Origin of the sequence: Mesobacillus sp. AQ2 (assembly GCF_030122805.1) — a bacterium.
GTDB lineage: Bacteria > Bacillota > Bacilli > Bacillales > Cytobacillaceae > Mesobacillus > Mesobacillus oceanisediminis_A.
In genome coordinates, this window is record NZ_CP126080.1 from 4219184 (window position 1) to 4236574 (window position 17391).

General features: G+C 47.7%; 21 protein-coding genes. 5 read left to right on the forward strand and 16 right to left on the reverse strand.

Features of this window, described 5'->3' with window-relative positions; genetic code table 11:
- Positions 1-19: 19 nt before the first annotated feature.
- The 13 genes from hisIE to hprK form a co-directional block, all read right to left on the reverse strand.
- Positions 20-664 carry a bifunctional phosphoribosyl-AMP cyclohydrolase/phosphoribosyl-ATP diphosphatase HisIE gene (gene hisIE, locus QNH36_RS21290; protein WP_251542973.1) on the reverse strand — a complete coding sequence of 215 codons (645 nt, stop codon included), beginning with the start codon at positions 662-664 and terminating at the stop codon, positions 20-22.
- Positions 661-1419, reverse strand: a complete 759-nt coding sequence (hisF, locus tag QNH36_RS21295; RefSeq protein WP_144477908.1) for an imidazole glycerol phosphate synthase subunit HisF — start codon at positions 1417-1419, stop codon at positions 661-663. Before hisF ends, hisIE begins: the two co-directional genes overlap by 4 nt.
- A complete protein-coding gene (hisA, locus tag QNH36_RS21300) occupies positions 1419-2150 on the reverse strand; it encodes a 1-(5-phosphoribosyl)-5-[(5-phosphoribosylamino)methylideneamino]imidazole-4-carboxamide isomerase (protein WP_251542975.1) in 732 nt (243 codons plus the stop codon). Before hisA ends, hisF begins: the two co-directional genes overlap by 1 nt.
- Positions 2147-2788 (reverse strand): imidazole glycerol phosphate synthase subunit HisH, encoded by a 642-nt coding sequence (hisH, locus tag QNH36_RS21305; RefSeq protein ID WP_251542977.1) that lies wholly within the window; start codon positions 2786-2788, stop codon positions 2147-2149. The genes hisA and hisH overlap by 4 nt, the downstream gene beginning before the upstream one ends.
- Before the next feature lie 88 nt (positions 2789-2876).
- Positions 2877-3464, reverse strand: coding sequence for an imidazoleglycerol-phosphate dehydratase HisB (gene hisB, locus QNH36_RS21310; RefSeq protein ID WP_251542979.1), 588 nt, complete (start codon positions 3462-3464; stop codon positions 2877-2879).
- Between the two features lie 25 nt (positions 3465-3489).
- Positions 3490-4755, reverse strand: coding sequence for a histidinol dehydrogenase (hisD, locus tag QNH36_RS21315; protein WP_283904136.1), 1266 nt, complete (start codon positions 4753-4755; stop codon positions 3490-3492).
- Positions 4756-4784: 29 nt separating this feature from the next.
- On the reverse strand, positions 4785-5408 hold the full coding sequence (hisG, locus tag QNH36_RS21320) for an ATP phosphoribosyltransferase (protein WP_283904137.1): 624 nt from the start codon (positions 5406-5408) through the stop codon (positions 4785-4787).
- Entirely contained in the window at positions 5405-6580 is a 1176-nt protein-coding gene (locus QNH36_RS21325) for an ATP phosphoribosyltransferase regulatory subunit (RefSeq protein ID WP_283904138.1), read from the reverse strand. Before QNH36_RS21325 ends, hisG begins: the two co-directional genes overlap by 4 nt.
- A gap of 533 nt (positions 6581-7113) precedes the next feature.
- Positions 7114-7656 carry an acyltransferase gene (locus QNH36_RS21330; RefSeq protein WP_251542986.1) on the reverse strand — a complete coding sequence of 181 codons (543 nt, stop codon included), beginning with the start codon at positions 7654-7656 and terminating at the stop codon, positions 7114-7116.
- 1 nt (position 7657) lies between these two features.
- The gene (gene ppaX, locus QNH36_RS21335; protein WP_283904139.1) at positions 7658-8302 is read right to left on the reverse strand and encodes a pyrophosphatase PpaX; all 645 of its coding nucleotides are present in this window, start codon (positions 8300-8302) and stop codon (positions 7658-7660) included.
- Positions 8292-9236, reverse strand: coding sequence for a nucleoside recognition domain-containing protein (locus QNH36_RS21340; protein ID WP_144477927.1), 945 nt, complete (start codon positions 9234-9236; stop codon positions 8292-8294). The genes ppaX and QNH36_RS21340 overlap by 11 nt, the downstream gene beginning before the upstream one ends.
- 61 nt (positions 9237-9297) lie before the next feature.
- On the reverse strand, positions 9298-10110 hold the full coding sequence (gene lgt, locus QNH36_RS21345; RefSeq protein WP_144477929.1) for a prolipoprotein diacylglyceryl transferase: 813 nt from the start codon (positions 10108-10110) through the stop codon (positions 9298-9300).
- Positions 10111-10430: 320 nt separating this feature from the next.
- The gene (hprK, locus tag QNH36_RS21350; protein ID WP_144477931.1) at positions 10431-11366 is read right to left on the reverse strand and encodes an HPr(Ser) kinase/phosphatase; all 936 of its coding nucleotides are present in this window, start codon (positions 11364-11366) and stop codon (positions 10431-10433) included.
- A gap of 247 nt (positions 11367-11613) precedes the next feature.
- Here hprK and nagA point away from each other — a divergent pair, with 247 nt between their 5' ends.
- The 5 genes from nagA to QNH36_RS21375 all read left to right on the forward strand — a co-directional run bounded on the left by nagA (position 11614) and on the right by QNH36_RS21375 (position 15646).
- On the forward strand, positions 11614-12786 hold the full coding sequence (nagA, locus tag QNH36_RS21355) for an N-acetylglucosamine-6-phosphate deacetylase (protein ID WP_144477932.1): 1173 nt from the start codon (positions 11614-11616) through the stop codon (positions 12784-12786).
- A 22-nt stretch (positions 12787-12808) separates the two neighbouring features.
- On the forward strand, positions 12809-13534 hold the full coding sequence (gene nagB / locus QNH36_RS21360) for a glucosamine-6-phosphate deaminase (RefSeq protein WP_283904140.1): 726 nt from the start codon (positions 12809-12811) through the stop codon (positions 13532-13534).
- Between the two features lie 42 nt (positions 13535-13576).
- Positions 13577-14299, forward strand: coding sequence for a GntR family transcriptional regulator (locus QNH36_RS21365; protein WP_283904141.1), 723 nt, complete (start codon positions 13577-13579; stop codon positions 14297-14299).
- Positions 14300-14578: 279 nt separating this feature from the next.
- Positions 14579-14806 (forward strand): DUF2164 domain-containing protein, encoded by a 228-nt coding sequence (locus QNH36_RS21370; RefSeq protein WP_144477938.1) that lies wholly within the window; start codon positions 14579-14581, stop codon positions 14804-14806.
- Positions 14807-14923: 117 nt separating this feature from the next.
- Positions 14924-15646: an N-acetylmuramoyl-L-alanine amidase gene (locus tag QNH36_RS21375; protein ID WP_349654850.1), complete on the forward strand. Its 723-nt coding sequence runs from the start codon at positions 14924-14926 to the stop codon at positions 15644-15646.
- 51 nt (positions 15647-15697) lie between these two features.
- On the opposite strand, the gene QNH36_RS21380 is transcribed toward QNH36_RS21375, so the two are convergent.
- Genes QNH36_RS21380 through QNH36_RS21390 form a run of 3 tightly spaced genes read right to left on the reverse strand, consistent with a single transcriptional unit; the run spans position 15698 to position 17386 of the window.
- Positions 15698-16063 (reverse strand): phage holin family protein, encoded by a 366-nt coding sequence (locus QNH36_RS21380; RefSeq protein ID WP_283904143.1) that lies wholly within the window; start codon positions 16061-16063, stop codon positions 15698-15700.
- Positions 16064-16065: 2 nt separating this feature from the next.
- The gene (locus QNH36_RS21385) at positions 16066-16257 is read right to left on the reverse strand and encodes a PspC domain-containing protein (protein ID WP_144477944.1); all 192 of its coding nucleotides are present in this window, start codon (positions 16255-16257) and stop codon (positions 16066-16068) included.
- A 13-nt stretch (positions 16258-16270) separates the two neighbouring features.
- Entirely contained in the window at positions 16271-17386 is a 1116-nt protein-coding gene (locus QNH36_RS21390) for a DUF4097 family beta strand repeat-containing protein (protein ID WP_283904144.1), read from the reverse strand.
- Positions 17387-17391 lie beyond the last annotated feature (5 nt).

Here is a 17391-nt window from a genome sequence, read left to right on the forward strand (position 1 = left end):
ACAGCAAAAAACCAGCGCATCACTCTCCTGCGCTGGGCTTCTTCCTTTTATTCAATACACCGAGTACTTCTTTCAGTGGAAGCTTTTGTTCCTGCAGCAGGACCATCAGGTGGTAAAGCAGGTCGGCGGCTTCCCACTTCAGTTCTTCGGGGTCGCGGTTTTTGGCGGCGATGATGACTTCAGCGGCTTCTTCTCCGACTTTCTTTAAAATCTTGTCGACGCCTTTTTCGAAAAGATAGGTGGTGTAGGCGCCTTCTGGCATGTCTTGTTCACGTTCGCGGATTGTTTTTTCCAGTTCAAGCATGACGGCGAAATCAGTTAAAGCTGTGTTTTCTGTGACAGTCTTATCGAGGAGGTTCTCCGAGAAACAGCTTTCCGCGCCTGTATGGCATGATGGACCAGCCGGTTCAACGAGAACGACCAATGCATCACCGTCGCAATCGTATTTGATTTCGACGATTTTCTGGGTATTCCCGCTTGTTGCGCCTTTATGCCAGAGCTCCTGGCGTGAACGGCTGTAGAACCAGGTCTCGCGTGTTTCGAGCGACTTGCCTAGCGATTCTTCATTCATATATGCAACAGTCAGCACTTCGCGGGTGGAAGCATCCTGAACAACTGCGGGAATCAATCCATTGTCACCGAACTTCAAGTCTTCTATCTTCATCGTACAGTCACTCCTTTTTCGCGCAGATGGAATTTCACTTCTTTTACAGATGTTTCACGGTAGTGGAAAATCGAAGCAGCGAGTGCAGCATCTGCTTTCCCTTCAACAAATGCATCGACAAAATGGTCCGCATTTCCTGCACCGCCTGAGGCAATCACCGGAACGGTTACCGCTTCACTGACCGCTCTCGTCAATGCGAGGTCAAAACCATTCTTTTCGCCATCGCTGTCCATGCTCGTCAGCAGGATTTCACCTGCACCAAGGCGAACGGCTTCCTTCGCCCAGTCGATAACTTTCCATTCTGTCGGCGTGCGTCCGCCATGGGTATACACTCGCCATGTACCGAGCTCCGGGTCATATTTCGCGTCGATTGCAACGACGATGCACTGGGCTCCGAAGAAATCAGAGCCTTCCGAAATCAGTTTCGGATTGTTCACAGCTGCCGTATTCAGTGACACTTTATCGGCACCAGAGCGGAGCATCCTCTTCATGTCCTCAAGGGTATTTATTCCCCCTCCTACTGTAAAAGGAATCGCCAGTTCGGAGGCTACTTCCCTGACAACCTCGACCATCGTCTTCCTGCCTTCGACAGACGCGGAAATATCAAGGAATACAAGCTCGTCTGCGCCCTGCTCATCATAGAATCTTGCAAGCTCAACCGGATCGCCGGCATCACGAAGCTGGACGAATTGGATTCCTTTTACGACACGGCCTTCTTTAACATCTAAACAGGGAATGATTCGCTTGCTCAGCATCAGGCATTCCCCATTTCCAGCGCAGCTTTTACCGAGAAACGGCCTTCATAGATGGCTTTGCCGACAATTGCGCCGCTGATGCCATCTTCGCCAAGCTGGCGGAGGGCCGCCAAATCGTCAAGCGTGCTGACACCGCCGGACGCGATGACACTTTTGCCTGTTTCCATTGCCAGCTGACGGGTTGCCTCGACATTCGGGCCGGCAAGCGTTCCGTCGGTTGCAATATCGGTAAAAATAAAAGTCTCTGCTCCGGCATCAGCGAATCTTTTGCCAAGCTCGACTGCACTTACTTCAGAAGTGTTAAGCCATCCGTGTGTTGCCACGAATCCATTTTTAGCATCAAGGCCGATTGCGATTCTCGCACCATACTTCCGGACCATTTCCTCAGCAAACCCGGGATTTGAAACAGCAATGCTGCCGATGATGACACGAGTGACGCCATTCTCAAGATAGTGGTTGATATCGTTTTCGCTGCGGATCCCGCCGCCGATCTGGACGTTCACGCCAAGCTCCTGAGCGGCCTGGATGACATACTGGTCATTGACACGCTTGCCATCTCTTGCACCGTCGAGGTCGACCATGTGAATCCACTCCGCTCCTTCAGCGGCGAATTTTTTTGCCATTTCAAAAGGGGAATCCCCATAGACAGTTTCTTTATCATAATCGCCCTGCAGCAGTCTTACACATTTTCCGCCGCGCATGTCGATTGCCGGGTAGATCGTGAATTTCATTGCTCAGACTTCCTTTCCGCTGCCAATTCCGTAAAATTACGGAGCAGCCCCATTCCCATGTCACTGCTTTTCTCCGGATGGAATTGCATGCCGTATATATTCCCTCTGCCAACGATTGCAGGCACTTCAATATCGTAATAGTCACCAACGGCAACCAGCACATCCTGCTCATCCGTTTTTACATAATAGGAATGGACGAAGTACACGTAATCCTCCTCAAGTGAAGCGAGCAATGGCGAATCACCGGTAAAACGGAGCTTGTTCCATCCCATATGCGGAACCTTATAGGCCTCGCCATCTGATGTTCGGCCGCTGAAACGCACGACTTTTCCGGGAAGGAGCCTGAGCCCTTTCGTCTTGCCATTCTCTGTGCTTTCTTCAAAAAGCAGCTGCATGCCAAGGCAAATGCCGAGCACAGGCTTGCCGGTCGCTGCGAAATCACGGATCATTTCAGCAAGTCCAGTCCGATTCAACACGTCCATCGCGTCACGGAATGAGCCAACGCCCGGAACGAGCAATGCATCTGCTTCCATTAATCCATCTTTATATTGTGAGATAAAATAGGGCGCATTCAGCCGTTCAAGCGCTTTGCTGACGCTGAACAGATTGCCCATGCCGTAATCGACGATGCCAATCATGGTTTAACTTCCTTCCGTTTGAAGATCTGTTTACAGCTTCCTTCTATTTGAAGACCTCTGTTCAGCTCCCTTTCAATTTATGAGATCTTTACAGCATCCCCTTCGTTGATGGAACGCCTTTTACGCGCGGGTCGATGGTCGTTGCTTCATCTAGCGCACGGCCAAGAGCTTTAAATACCGCCTCGATCATGTGGTGAGTATTTTTACCGTAATGGACGATGACATGCAGGTTCATCCTCGCTTCCAGCGCCAGTTTCCAAAGGAATTCATGGACCAGCTCGACATCGAATGTACCGACTTGCTGCGACGGGAATTCTGCGCGCATTTCAAGGTGCGGGCGGTTGCTTAAATCGATTACTACCTGGGCAAGTGCCTCATCCATTGGGACAAATGCGTTTCCGTAGCGTTTGATTCCCTTTTTATCGCCAAGTGCTTCACGGAGAGCCTGGCCGATGCAGATGCCGATATCTTCGGTTGTGTGGTGGCCATCAACTTCTACATCACCCTTGGCGTCCACAGACAAATCAAATTGCCCGTGCTTCGCGAATAGATCGAGCATGTGGGATAGGAAAGGTACGCCGGTTTCGAGAGAGGATTTCCCTTCCCCATCGATGCCAAACGTTAAATCTATTTTCGTTTCATTTGTATATCTGTTCACTGTTGCAGTCCGTTCCATTACCTTACCTCCGGATTAAAAATTCTTATTTCAGTCGAGATTCTACTGCACGGGCATGGGCTTCAAGCCCCTCAAGCCTTGCAAATTCAGCTATCTTCTCACCATTGGTGTTCATTGCTTGCTCACTGTATAAAATCACGCTTGATTTTTTCTGGAAATCCTCGACGCTGAGTGGACTCGAAAAGCGCGCTGTTCCATTCGTTGGCAGGACGTGGTTTGGTCCGGCAAAATAATCGCCAACAGGCTCCGAACTGTATCTGCCTAGAAAAATCGCTCCTGCATGCTTTATTTTGCCGAGCAATTCGACTGGATTTTCCGTGATGACTTCGAGATGCTCCGGGGCCAGCTGATTGATTGCTGCGATGGCTTCTTCCAAATCAGCGGCAACATAGATCGCTCCAAAGTCCTCAATCGCCGCTGTGGCGATTTCCTTTCGCGGTAAGTGCGACAGCTGTTTATACACCTCGTCCAGCACATCCTCTGCCAGAGTCCGTGATGTTGTCACCAGGACTGCACACGCACGCGGATCATGCTCCGCCTGGGAAAGCAGGTCAGCCGCAATCTCATTTGCACGTGCTGTATCATCAGCCAGGATGCCGATTTCACTTGGGCCGGCGATCATGTCGATTGCGACATCTCCGAACACCTCACGCTTGGCAAGGGCGACATATATGTTCCCGGGACCGGTGATTTTATCGACCGGCTTGATCGTTTCTGTTCCATATGCCAGAGCTGCAATCGCTTGTGCTCCGCCGACTTTATAGATCTCTTTTACCCCGGCGATGTCGGCCGCAACCAGCACACCTGCCGGAAGCTTTCCATCATGTCCTGGCGGCGTCACCATCACGATTCGCTCCACACCTGCCGTTTTGGCGGGAATGACATTCATCAATACAGATGACGGGTATGCGGCGGTTCCTCCCGGGACATATACACCGACAGAATCGAGCGGTGTCACCTTCTGGCCGAGCATCGTACCATTTTCCTCTGTCGTCATCCATGAAGGCCGCAGCTGCTTTTCATGGTATTTACGAATATTGGCCGCCGCTTCGGTGATGATGTCCACCAACTGGCTGCTGACCGTTTTATAGGCTTCAGAAACCTCTTCTTCTGTTACTCGAATTTCATCAAGCGTCACTGAGTCGAATTTTTCGGTAAAAGCCCTTAGAGCCTGGTCGCCCGCAGCTCTGACTTCTTCTATGATTGCCTTTACAGCCTTGCGTTGGTCTTCCGTTCCGCCATCCACTGTCCGTTTGAGTGACAAATTGCCGTCTATCTGTAAAATTTCCACCGAAGATCAAATCCTTTCAGTTTCAACGATTAAATTACTTCATTAAGTCTTTTGATCAGTTCGCTGATGCGCTCATCCTTGATTCGGTAGCTGACTGGGTTCACGATCAGTCTTGAGGTCACGCCGGTGATTGTTTCGTATTCGACAAGGCCGTTCTCCTTTAGGGTCCTGCCGGTTGATACGATATCGACAATCCGGTCGGCGAGGCCAATCAGGGGAGCAAGCTCAATCGATCCATTTAATTTAATGATTTCGACCTGCTCACCCTGTTCGCGGAAATAAGCGGCAGCGATGTTTGGATACTTCGTCGCGATTTTCGGGGCGACATCGTTCATTTTTGTATCAGGCAGACCTGCGACAGCGAGGTAGCAGCCGCTGATTTTCAAATCGAGCAGCTCGTACACATCGCGTTCTTCCTCAAGCAGGACGTCCTTCCCGGCAATCCCGAGATCGGCGACACCATGCTCCACATATGTCGCCACATCCATTGGCTTGGCGAGGATAAAGCGGAAATTTTCTTCTTCAACATCGATAATCAGCTTGCGCGAATCATCGAATTCAGGAGGAAGATCGAACCCCGCGCTGCGCAGCAGTTCAACTGCTTCGGTAAAAATCCTGCCCTTCGGCATCGCAATCGTCAGCTGTTCATTCATTGCGTTCCCTCCTTCCCTACAAGGAAAACGACATTGGCAAAAACATTCGAACACGCATCCAGATTACGGACTGCGCTAATGTCCTGCAGGACGATCTGTTCACCATCCGCCCTTCTTTGCGCGGCCAACTGGTAGGCTTCCTTTCTTCGTTCCGGACTGAAAAGGATGCAGGTGACAGGTTCTGATTCCCCAAGATCGCCGAGGCTTTCAAGCAGACGGTCGAGCCTGATGGCAAATCCTGTCGCTCCAGTTGTTTTGCCGAATTTCTCGAGTAATTTGTCGTAGCGCCCGCCATTGCCGATCGGAAAACCGACCATTCCGGCATAAACCTCGAATAGGGTTCCTGTATAGTAGCTCATATGGCTGACAATTGTTAGATCGAACTTGATTCGGCTGCTTTCTCCAAAGTCCTCGATGACATCCCAGAGCAGCTTCAGTTCGTCAAGCGCCGCCCTGCCTTTCCCGTTCTCGACCAGTTCCAGCGCTTTGCCAATCACTTCAGGACCGCCGCGCAATTCGAGGAAGGCAAGCAGCCTTTGCGAATCAATCGATGACAGCGGCAGTGATTTGACATGCTCACGATAGCCAACATAATTTTTCTCATATAAAAATTTCGTCAATTCCCTGGCGCGTTCTTCGTTGCCAAGGATCTGCACGAACAATTCGTTGACGAAGCCTACATGACCAACTGAAAGCTGGAATTGTTCCAATCCTGCTTTTTTCAGCGAGGAAATCGCCAAGGCAATCATCTCGCCATCAGCACTGACAGAATCGTCGCCGATACACTCGACCCCGATTTGTTCAAACTCAGCCGGCCTGCCTCCTTCACGCTGCTGGGCACGGTAGACGTTCGCCGAATAAGCCAGTCTTAATGGTATCTGGTCTTTGTAAAGCTTGGACGCCGCAACCCTGGCGATCGGCGCAGTCATATCAGGGCGCAGCACCAGTGTGTGCCCCTGCTGGTCCAGCAGCTTGAACAATTGCTGATCCAATATTGCCGATGCCGTTCCGACCGTTTCGTAATATTCGAGCGCCGGTGTTTCGATGAACTGAAAACCCCAGCGTTTCATCTCCATTTCAATTGAGCTGCGGACCCTTTCCTTCGCTTCATGCAGCTCCGGCAGTGTATCCCGCATGCCAAGCGGTTTTTCAAACATGAATAATCTACTCAATATGGTCACCCTCTTCGTTGCCGATGTGGTTGGTTTATTTATTGGAACTCATTAGTTCGTTGCCTGTGCGGCTAACTTTTAATTTGATCATTTAGTTAACCTTGCTTCAGTCACTTGGTTTACTTTATATTTAACCATTTGTTTTTCTTTGCTTTAGTCACTTGGTTCACTTTTAATTTAATTATCGGAATCCTTTAGTTCGCTAATATGGTAACAAGATGAAGTTATATGTAGTGTACCGTTCATTCTATTATCCGTCAACCATTAGCTCTTCATGTTTATAATTTTTCATACTTGATTCTAAAAAGGGGTCTGTTTCATAAGAGGATGTAAAAAAGGCACTCATTACAGAAGAAATTTTGGGTTATAGAGATGAAGAATTATACTTTTTTGGCGAAAATCGAAATATATCGACCACTTTTCAAGATATATCAGCGGATTTTTGATTTTATCGACCACATTTTGCAATATTTCGGCGGATTTTCAATTATATCGACCAAGTCCCTTCAAGAAACAAAAAAAGCGAAGCGGAATCATTTCCGTTCGCTTTTTGTTCCATAAATTTCATCATCCGCCCAACGTTCAGCTAGTTCTTCCTTTGTATAGATGACACGCATCGGGTTGCCGCCGACGAATGCGCCTTCTGGGACGTCTTTGTGGACGAGTGTCCCAGCAGAGACGATGGCGCCGTCGCCGATCTTAATGCCGGGCATGATCGTTGAATTGGCGCCAATCATGACTTCACTGCCGATTTCGACATCGCCAAGACGGTATTCCTTAATCAAATATTCGTGAGCAAGGATGGTGGTGTTATAGCCGATGACGGTATTGCGTCCAACCGAAATTTTTTCCGGGAACATGACATCCAGCATGACCATCAGCGCAAAAGAAGTCTGTTCACCGATTTTCATCCGCAAAAATGTACGGTACAGCCAGTTTTTTATCCCGAGGAAGGGCGTGTAGCGTGCGACCTGGATGACGACAAAATTCTTGACGACCTTCCAGAACGGGACGGTTTTATAAACATGCCAGAGTGAATTGGCGCCTTCTACACGATAACGTGTCGTACGTCTCATCCTACACCCCGATAATCGGCAGGATATCAGCCATTTTTTCCAGCATATAATCCGGATTGTATTGCTCCAGATGCTCTCTGCCCTTGATGGACCAGGCCACGGCAGCCGTCTTTGTGCCGGCATTTTTGCCGCCAAGAATGTCATGGTGGTTATCGCCGACCATGATTGCTCGGTCCGGGGAAGAACCAAGCATGTCCAATGCTTTTAAAAGCGGCTCTGGATCTGGCTTTGCTTTTTCGACATGATCCAGTGCGACGACGACGTCGAAAAATTCATCAAGCCCCGTCAGCTTCAGGCCCATCTGGACGACATCAGAAAGCTTTGTCGTGACGATTCCAAGGTGGAAACCATTCTCTTTCAGAGTCCTTACAGTTTCGTACACACCTTCGAAACCTTTTACCAGCAGGTCATGGTTTGCCAGATTGTAGGTGCGGTAGGTTTTGATCATTTCCTCGTAGCCTTCAGGATCCATCGGCTCGAATGTATCCTTGAGCGATGGCCCTAAAAACGGAAGGACATCCTCCCGTTTGTACTGGCCCGGAAAATAAGTTTCCATTGTATGGAGGAAAGACGAAATAATCAATTCATTCGTATCAATCAAAGTCCCGTCGAGATCGAACAAGACCGTATCTATTTTATTGCTCATATACTGCTTCCTTTCTTTTGGCAAGGTCAGCCCGGTTCCAGATGAACGCTACTGCTGTCGTCAATAATATCGCCACTCCAAGGCGAATCAATAACAACGGCAGCACCGGGATTCCAAGCGGAACAAAAATTAGTGTATCTTCAACGACTGCGTGGCAGGCCACAAGAAAAATGAACGCTAGTGTGACATCCTTTTTGCTGACTCCATCCTCTTGGACTGCCTGGATCATCACACCCGCACCGTATGCGAGGCCGATCAGCAGGCCGGCTGCCATGGTCGTCGAGGTGTTTTCCTTCATGCCCAGCGCTTTTGTCGCCGGCGCCATCCATTTTGAAAAAACGGCAAGCCATTGCTTATCCTTCATGATCTGAACGATGACCATCAGCGGGATGACGATGAGCGCCAGCTGGAAAATGCCGATACCGGCTTTGGTGACACTTTCAAGAAGAATTGATCCCCAGCCAGAAACCTCTTCCCCTTTGGCAGGAACCATGCCATATTTTGCGATTTCGGAACCGCCATTCCAGACAAGGTTGATGATGATCGCCGATAAGAACGCTAGCCCCAGCCGGACAAGGACAATGATCCAAAGCTTGACGCCGACCTTGACGGCCACACTTGATTCGACAAGCATATTGTGCGAAAAGCTCAGCATCACGGCGATGATGAACACTTCTTTTACCGTCAAATCAAGAGTCAGTATTGCTCCGATTGCCGCATACAGATTGAGGAAGTTCCCTATGACAAGCGGTATCGCCGCATCCCCCGACAAGCCGAACAACGACATCAGCGGTGTGATCAAGTCGATGAGCCACGGCAGGACAGGAGTATATTTAAGGATTGAAACAATCAGGGTCACCGGAAAAATCACTTTCCCCAGTGCCCATGTTGTATTCAAGCCAACCATCAACCCTCTTTTCAATGAAGAACCCATTGAAGCATCTCTCCCACTTTTTCAGCCTATATTTAATGTATTGAGTTGGTCCGTAATTTTTCTAGTTATCTAAATATCTTACTTTTGAATAACCCTTGGCTCTCCTGTAAATCCATAAACCAATCGCAAAAGCAATCAGTGCGATTGAGATAGTCTGGGCAATCCTTAGCGTGTCTGTCAGCATCAGGCTGTCTGTGCGCATGCCTTCGACAAAGAAGCGTCCGATTGAATACCAGATGACATAACTGAGGAAAAGTTCCCCGCGGCCCAGGTTGACCCTGCGCAACGACATAAGCAGGATAAAACCAAGCAGATTCCAGATAGATTCATACAGGAACGTTGGGTGATAGTATGTGCCATTGATATACATCTGGTTGATGATGAATTCAGGAAGATGCAGGTTCTCCAAAAATGCCCGGGTGACTTCTCCGCCATGTGCCTCCTGGTTCATGAAATTGCCCCAGCGGCCGATTGCCTGGCCAAGGATGATACTCGGAGCGGCGATATCCGCAAGCTTCCAGAATGAAACATTCCTTGACTTCGTAAAGAAATAAGTAGTGGCTACAGCTCCGATCAACGCGCCATGAATCGCAATCCCGCCATTCCAGATTTTAAAAATCTCGCCCGGATACTGTACGTAATAATCCCACTGGAAGATAACATAATAAATCCTTGCTGAGATGATGGCGATTGGAATCGCCCAGAGCATCAAGTCTGCAAATATATCTTTTGGCAATCCGCGCCGTTCGCCTTCGCGCATGGCAATCCATAAAGCGAGCGCAATTCCAAGCCCGATGATGACGCCGTACCAGTGCACCTGGATCGGGCCAAGCGAAAAGGCAATCGGGTCGATCGGCTGAATATTCTTTTCCATATCATTTCCCCTTTTTCACAAGAAAAGCGCAAGCGCCTTGTCCAGCCCCGACAAGCGCTGGAGGGCCGCCCATTGAAGTCGTTCTTTGACTTCATTGGGCGGACCGAAGCGACTCGAGGGGCTAGGCGCTGGAGCTGGACAATTCTCGAAGTGAATTTTTATATATTAAAAAATGAAAAAACCATTTATACCAGCACTTTAGCCGTGTTTAATCAAACGTTTGATTAAGGCTCTTTTTGTAAACTTTATTGCTTTACAATGCATTATTTTCTTGCGTTCTACTATAGAAATACCTATCTAAAATTCATGGTTGTGTCAATTTACCGTTCATCATGGTCGCCGTCTTCGATGACGTCAGAAAGCCTGTTGGTGAATTGCTCTGCTGCGTTCATCCCCATGCGCTTCAGCCTGAAGTTCATTGCGGCTACCTCAATGATGACAGCGAGGTTACGGCCTGGACGGACCGGAATCGTCAGCTTCGTGATATCGGTGTCGAGGATTCTCATTTTTTCTTCATCAAGGCCCAATCTATCATATGATTTTTTCTGGTCCCAGATTTCGAGATCAATAATCAGGGAAATCCGTTTATGTGAGCGTACCGCTCCTGCCCCGAACAGGGTCATGACATTGATGATGCCCACGCCGCGGATTTCGAGCAGATGTTCAATTAGATCTGGCGAGTTACCGACGAGTGTTCCGATATCTTCCTGGCGGATTTCGACGCAATCATCCGCTACCAGCCGGTGTCCGCGTTTGACCAGTTCAAGCGCAGTTTCACTTTTACCGACACCGCTTTTGCCTGTGATCAGAACGCCAATCCCATATAGATCGACCAGTACACCATGTACGGCAGTAGTTGGTGCAAGCTTGCTCTCCAGGTAATTTGTCAGATGACTCGAAAGCCTTGTTGTCTTTTGCTTCGATCTCATGACCGGAACAGATTCTCGTTCGGCCGCTTCAATCAGTTCAGCCGGAACTTCCATGTCCCTTGTAACAATGATGCCTGGCGTAATATCTGTACAAAGCTTTTCCATCCGCTCTGTCTTTTCGCGAGGGTTCAGTTTTTCAAAGAAGGTCAATTCTGTTTTACCAAGCAACTGCAGGCGCTCCGCAGGATAATATTCAAAGTAACCGGCAATCTCGAGTCCCGGCCTTGAGATATCAGTGGTCGTAATCGGACGGTTGATGCCTTCCTCTCCACTTAACAATTCCATGTCGAATTTCTCGATGATGTCTTTAGTGCGGACTTTTGGCAAAGAAACTTCCTCCTTTATTAGGACATTTTTTTCCACATGATCACAATACTTTATATTTTAGCACTTTTTCAGACAGAACCAAATATAAGGAGTCAAAAAACACCATTGTTGTTTTTGAAATTGTATACTTCTCAATATATGTCTATACCAGTTGAAGCCATAATCAAATTATGTATAGTGGTATAGACAACCCAAAGGTGAGATTTGTATAATAGAAAGAAATAAGACACAATTTTCGGGTGATAGGATGAAAGAATTATTGCTGGTTAACGCCAGGATTTTAACCGAAGAGACGTTGATTCAAAAAGGATATCTTTATATAAAAGACGGGATAATTGCTGATATCGGGCTTGTTTCTTCCCTCCCCGAGCATCATGCAGATGTAGTGGAACTGCCGGAAGATAGCACAATTGTTCCCGGGTTCATTGATGTGCACATCCATGGAGCCGGCGGAGCCGATACGATGGACGCAACCATTGAAGCCCTGACCACCATGGCGTCGTTCCTGCCAGAGGAAGGAACGACCAGTTTTCTTGCTACAACGATCACACAGGAACAATCCGCCATTTTCAAAGCTTTGAAAAATGCCGAAGACTATATGGGCAGTCATAATTATCCAGGAAAAGCGGAGATGCTCGGGATCCATCTGGAAGGACCCTTCATCAATGAAGTACGTAAAGGGGCCCAGCCAGAGAAATACATCAACAAACCCGATATCGAGCTATTCAAGAACATGCAGCAAGCATCAGGGAACAATATCAGGCTTGTCACGCTGGCGCCGGAAAAAGAGAACGGCAATGAACTTATAGCACATTTGGCCAAAAATGGTGTCATTGCTTCGGTTGGCCATTCTGATGCTACATACGCACAGATGTCTGAAGCTGTAAAATCCGGCGCGAGCCATGTGACCCATTTATTCAATGGTATGCGCGGGATACATCACCGCGATCCAGGAGTCGCAGGAGCTGCGCTGCTTTTGGATGAGTTGAAAATCGAGCTGATTGCGGATGGAATCCATGTCGTTCCAGAAATGCTTGATCTAGCGATACGGTCAAAGGGAAAAGATGGTGTCATTCTGATTACCGATTCCATGAGGGCGAAATGCCTTAAGAACGGCATATACGACCTTGGCGGGCAAGCAGTGAGTGTTGCGGACGGAAAGGCACTTTTAGAAGATGGAACTCTTGCTGGCAGTATTTTAAAAATGAAGGATTCCCTGAAGAATATGATGAAATTCACCGGCATCAGTCTTGAGGATGCAGTAAAGCTATCCAGTGAGAATCCTGCCAGGCAGCTTAAAGTTTTCAATCGAAAAGGAAGCATTGCTGCCGGGAAGGATGCCGATCTTGTTGTGCTGGACAGCAACAACGATGTTGCCATGACTTTTTGCCGGGGTATCATCAGCTATACCCGCTTATAACCATTTTGAAAGAGGTGATGATGTGAAACTGATCCAAACATTGAATTACGCAGAGCTTAGCCAGCAGGCAGCAGCGCAAGTCCTCTCTAGCCTCAAAGGGAATCCAGCGCTCAATCTTGGCCTTGCTACCGGAAGTACACCGACCGGACTTTATCAGGAACTTATTAAAGACCATCAGTTGAACGGGACTTCCTACCAACAAGTAAACACATTCAACCTGGATGAATACATTGGCGTTCCAAAAAAGGATTATCACAGCTACCACTACTTCATGTGTGAGAAGCTATTTAAACACATCGATATCCCGCTTGACCAAACCCATATACCTGATGGTACAGCAATGGATTTTGCCAAAGAATGCACACGTTATGAACAGTTCATCCTTGAGCATGGAGGCATTGACCTGCAGGTTCTCGGGATTGGACAGAATGGGCATATCGGTTTTAATGAACCAGGAACATCATTCGACAGCAGGACGCACATCATCGACCTGGCGGAAAGCACACGCAAGGCAAATTCGCGTTTTTTCGCTTCGCTTGATGATGTCCCGAGGCAGGCGATCACTATGGGAATTGCCACGATCTTGGATAGCAGGGAAATCTTCTTGCTTGTTTCCGGCACTGCAAAAGCTGAGGCACTTGCCCGCTTGATGAATGGCGAAGTCAGCGAAGAGTTTCCTGCTTCTGTCCTGAAAAAGCACGAGAATGTTACGATTTTTGCCGATAAAGAAGCGGCAGCAATGCTTTGATTCCGCTATAACGGAAACGATATGCAGTCAGGAGAATGACCTATGATTGATAAAAATTCACCTATACCGATTTATCATCAGCTTGAAGAATATATTAAAAGCCAGATTGAAAGCGGCGAGCTCAAGCCTGATGAAGCCATTCCCTCGGAACGCGTTTATGCCGACCTCTTCAAAATCAGCCGAATGACCATCAGGCAGGCGTTGACGAATCTTGTGAATGATGGATACCTGTACCGCCAAAAAGGGAAAGGCACCTTCGTCAATCAAAAGAAAGTCGAAAATCGCCTGGAGGGAATGACAAGCTTTACAGAAGACATGAAGGAGCGCGGGCTTACTCCTGGCAGCAGGCTGGTGTCATTCGAAATCATTCCCGCCAGCCGGAAAATTGCCGATATGCTCCACCTCGCAGAACATACACCTGTGTTTGAAATCAAGCGTGTCAGACTTGCCGATGATGCCCCGCTGGCTCTTGAAACCACATTTCTACCTGCCAATCTGGTGAAGGGATTGACAGAGGAAATCATCAATCATTCCCTTTACGAGTACATCGAGGAAAAACTATCCCTGACGATCCATGAAGCGACACAGCAAATCGAGGCGACAATCGCGAAGGAACACGAATTGCCCTTGCTGGAAATCGATAGAGGCTCGCCAGTCCTGCTGATACACAGGACTTCATATCTAAAGGATGGCACCCCCTTCGAATACGTAAAGTCAGCATATCGCGCCGACCGATACAAATTCGTTCATAGTATGAAGCGGTAATGACTAGTTTTGCAGAGACCCCCAGCCGGGTCTTTTTTCGTGGCTTTTTTCACACTGAAAATCCCCCCTGCCCGGTAAGTAATCATTCAAAGGCTAAACGAGCTTTTCATGACTGTAGCTCCCTCCATATAAATTCCTACAAAAATTTCATGTAATGGCTCTATTGTCGATGCTAAAAGAAAATTTAGCTTATTTCCACGGAAATAATCGAACGCCTTTGTCGAATAGTTTGTCTGATTGCCTTAAAATGGGGGTAACAAACAATAAGGAGTAGATAAGATGCTTAAGAACTTCCAGATTGATGATTTTGCCAGGAATCAAATGACCGCTGAGATCAAGCAATATTTCCTTGAAGAACGGGGTGAGGAACTGGGAGATTTGGCTGCCATGCTGATTCTTGAATTTTTTGCGAATAAGCTCGCACCTCACTTTTATAATAAAGGAATCCAGGACGGCCACGATTTCATATCACAGCGTCTTGATGACATATTTGAACTGAACAAATAAGAAACAACGTATGGATAACCGCCTTTATCTGATCTCAATATGTCCTTTTCCTGGATTTAGTCATATATATACTGATGAGGAAATCTTTTAACGGAAGGTGTGATAAACTTGAAGATCATGCTTGATGCTGGGCATGGCTACAACACCCCGGGTAAGCGAAGTCCTGATGGATTGAGAGAATATGAGTTTAACAGGGCCGTGGCGAATTATGCGAACCAGCTGCTTGAAAACTACAAGAATGTCACCGTGTATTTTTCTCATTCCGATCAGCGAGATGTGTCATTGACAGCAAGGACAGACAAGGCGAACAGCCTGAATGTGGAGATATTTGTATCGATCCATGCCAATGCGTTTGGGAGCGGGGGCTGGAATAATGTCGGCGGTATTGAGACTTATGTCTATCCATCCAGGCCGCCTGTGGCGAATCAGCTGGCCCAAAAAATCCAGCGCAATCTTGTCATCGCTACAGGTCTCGAGAACCGCGGGGTACGAACTGCTGATTTCCATGTCCTGAGGGAAACAAAAATGGACGCCGTCCTTGTGGAGGGCGGATTTATGACAAACAGGAACGAAGTGGAGCTGCTGCGCTCCGAAACGTACCGAAGAACGATAGCAGAAGGCATTGTCAAAGCTTTGGCAGAGCAGTTCAAGCTCCAGCGAGAAGACAATGCGCCACCATCTCCTGCTCCCCCACCTTCGGCTGCAAAATCTGCCGCTACAGGCAGGAAAGGCGGATTATACAAAGTCCAGGCAGGGGCGTTCGAAGATGAGCGTAACGCTGAAGAACTTGCCGCACGTTTAAGGAAGGCGGGCTTTGAAGCCTATATTGAGCAGGAATAGGAATAGGCCGACACATACCGTGCCGGCCTTTTCTGTTTTATCTAGATGATGTTACCTGCGTTTTTTATCCGATTCGCGCAACACCGTGTTCTGGATGACCAGGTTTGCGATGGACATGATCACCGCTGTAAGAAGCGCCATGCCAAAACCGGCTATTTCAAATGAACTCCCCATCATGCTGTCTGTCAGCATCAGCGTGACTGCGTTGATGACAAACAGGAATAGTCCGAGGCTAAGGACTGTGACAGGAAGTGTCAAAATGATTAAAATCGGCTTAACCAGGATATTCAAGATTGAAAGAATGAAGCTGGCGCCTAATGCAGCACCGAAGCCAGACAGATAAATCTCATTCTCGAAATACCCGGCAAGTGCCATGAAAAGGACTGCGTTAATGACGATCCCCAACAGCCATCTCATTTTTAATATTCCTCCCTGTTTGGCAGTGCAAACACAAATACAAGATAAAGGACGGCCATCGGGAAGAATGCCGTACTGAACAGCAGAATCACAAACAGGATTCGCAGCAGGGCTGCCTTCACTCCAAAGGATTCTGCCATCCCGCCGAGCACTCCTGCGAGCATCCGGTTCGTCCGGGAACGGGATAATTTCATGGTTAACACCTTCCTACTGCTGTTGTAATATTTTTTTTACTGCTATTGAACCTGTTTTGGTGTCAGCATAGAGCCTGACTGCCTTTTGCCCGCCATCAGCAGGCTTGAAGCGAAGATGTTTCTGAACCATATCACTTTTCTCCTCAACGACCTGTATGCCATCGAGCTCGATGGTAAAGCCGCCAAGATTCGATTTGAGTTCACCACTGGCTGGTGTTTTTTCCGGCAGGGTCACCTCTATGCTTCCTGTCGTGGCCTTCACTTCCACGCTTTCGCAATCCTGGTTCTTTACTGTGCATGTCACATTTCCATTAAAAGATTGAAGATCGACATGATTAAAAAAGCCATCGGCCTTGATTGCGCCATTGATTGTTTCAGCTTCAAGTTCTCTGATTGCACTTCGCTGGATGCTGATTTGGCCACTCACAGTTTCCGTTTCCAGCTTGCCGCACTCAAGGTTTCCGAGCAATACTTTGCCGTTTGCCGTTTTTGCCCGGCAATCCTTTATTGTTAAGTTTTCACCTTCGATGGTTCCATTAAACAAGCGGATCCGGACATTTTCATATTCTTCTTTCGGAATATGGATGACTGCATCCACCTTCATCCACTTTTGCTGCACCGAAAAACGGAGCTTTTGATTTTCAATCGTGAAGATTGCATCCTCTAAAAACTTCTTGCGTGCCTCATCCTGGTTTTCGACCCGATACACTTTCGCACTGCACTCGACTCGCACATCCTTTTGTTCCCATGGCACTATTTTTACCGAACCATTTGCCATATCAATGTCCACCTGGTTCAAATAAGTATCACCCTGCTGGAAAATATGCGTGATATCAACGGAATGGCCAAAGTTCAGGTCCAAATCGAAATCCTTGATCTTTTTGAAAGCAGAATCTACAAAATCAAGCACCTTATCTTTTACAGTGTTGAAATTATACGTATTGTAATCTTCTTTTTTGTATTCAGCTTTTTTGGCTTCTTCAAAATTCACATTTGTTGAAAGAGCGGTTGATTTTTCCTGGTTCTGTGTTTTCCCCTGCTCCAGCTGCTCGATCAGGAACAAAGCTTCTTCCACCGTCATCTTTCCCTCTTCAACAAGCTTCAAAATCCGTTTTCTTTCTTCTTTCATGGTCC

What these genes read in the sequence shown, in the direction of transcription:
- hisIE (WP_251542973.1), bottom strand. Translation starts at nt 664, where the DNA reads ATGAAGATAGAAGACTTGAAGTTCGGTGACAATGGATTGATTCCCGCA.
- hisF (WP_144477908.1), bottom strand. Translation starts at nt 1,419, where the DNA reads ATGCTGAGCAAGCGAATCATTCCCTGTTTAGATGTTAAAGAAGGCCGT.
- hisA (WP_251542975.1), bottom strand. Translation starts at nt 2,150, where the DNA reads ATGAAATTCACGATCTACCCGGCAATCGACATGCGCGGCGGAAAATGT.
- hisH (WP_251542977.1), bottom strand. Translation starts at nt 2,788, where the DNA reads ATGATTGGCATCGTCGATTACGGCATGGGCAATCTGTTCAGCGTCAGC.
- hisB (WP_251542979.1), bottom strand. Translation starts at nt 3,464, where the DNA reads ATGGAACGGACTGCAACAGTGAACAGATATACAAATGAAACGAAAATA.
- hisG (WP_283904137.1), bottom strand. Translation starts at nt 5,408, where the DNA reads ATGAATGAACAGCTGACGATTGCGATGCCGAAGGGCAGGATTTTTACC.
- QNH36_RS21330 (WP_251542986.1), bottom strand. Translation starts at nt 7,656, where the DNA reads ATGAGACGTACGACACGTTATCGTGTAGAAGGCGCCAATTCACTCTGG.
- ppaX (WP_283904139.1), bottom strand. Translation starts at nt 8,302, where the DNA reads ATGAGCAATAAAATAGATACGGTCTTGTTCGATCTCGACGGGACTTTG.
- QNH36_RS21340 (WP_144477927.1), bottom strand. Translation starts at nt 9,236, where the DNA reads ATGGGTTCTTCATTGAAAAGAGGGTTGATGGTTGGCTTGAATACAACA.
- lgt (WP_144477929.1), bottom strand. Translation starts at nt 10,110, where the DNA reads ATGGAAAAGAATATTCAGCCGATCGACCCGATTGCCTTTTCGCTTGGC.
- nagA (WP_144477932.1), top strand. Translation starts at nt 11,614, where the DNA reads ATGAAAGAATTATTGCTGGTTAACGCCAGGATTTTAACCGAAGAGACG.
- QNH36_RS21365 (WP_283904141.1), top strand. Translation starts at nt 13,577, where the DNA reads ATGATTGATAAAAATTCACCTATACCGATTTATCATCAGCTTGAAGAA.
- QNH36_RS21370 (WP_144477938.1), top strand. Translation starts at nt 14,579, where the DNA reads ATGCTTAAGAACTTCCAGATTGATGATTTTGCCAGGAATCAAATGACC.
- QNH36_RS21375 (WP_349654850.1), top strand. Translation starts at nt 14,924, where the DNA reads ATGCTTGATGCTGGGCATGGCTACAACACCCCGGGTAAGCGAAGTCCT.
- QNH36_RS21380 (WP_283904143.1), bottom strand. Translation starts at nt 16,063, where the DNA reads ATGAGATGGCTGTTGGGGATCGTCATTAACGCAGTCCTTTTCATGGCA.
- QNH36_RS21385 (WP_144477944.1), bottom strand. Translation starts at nt 16,257, where the DNA reads ATGAAATTATCCCGTTCCCGGACGAACCGGATGCTCGCAGGAGTGCTC.
- QNH36_RS21390 (WP_283904144.1), bottom strand. Translation starts at nt 17,386, where the DNA reads ATGAAAGAAGAAAGAAAACGGATTTTGAAGCTTGTTGAAGAGGGAAAG.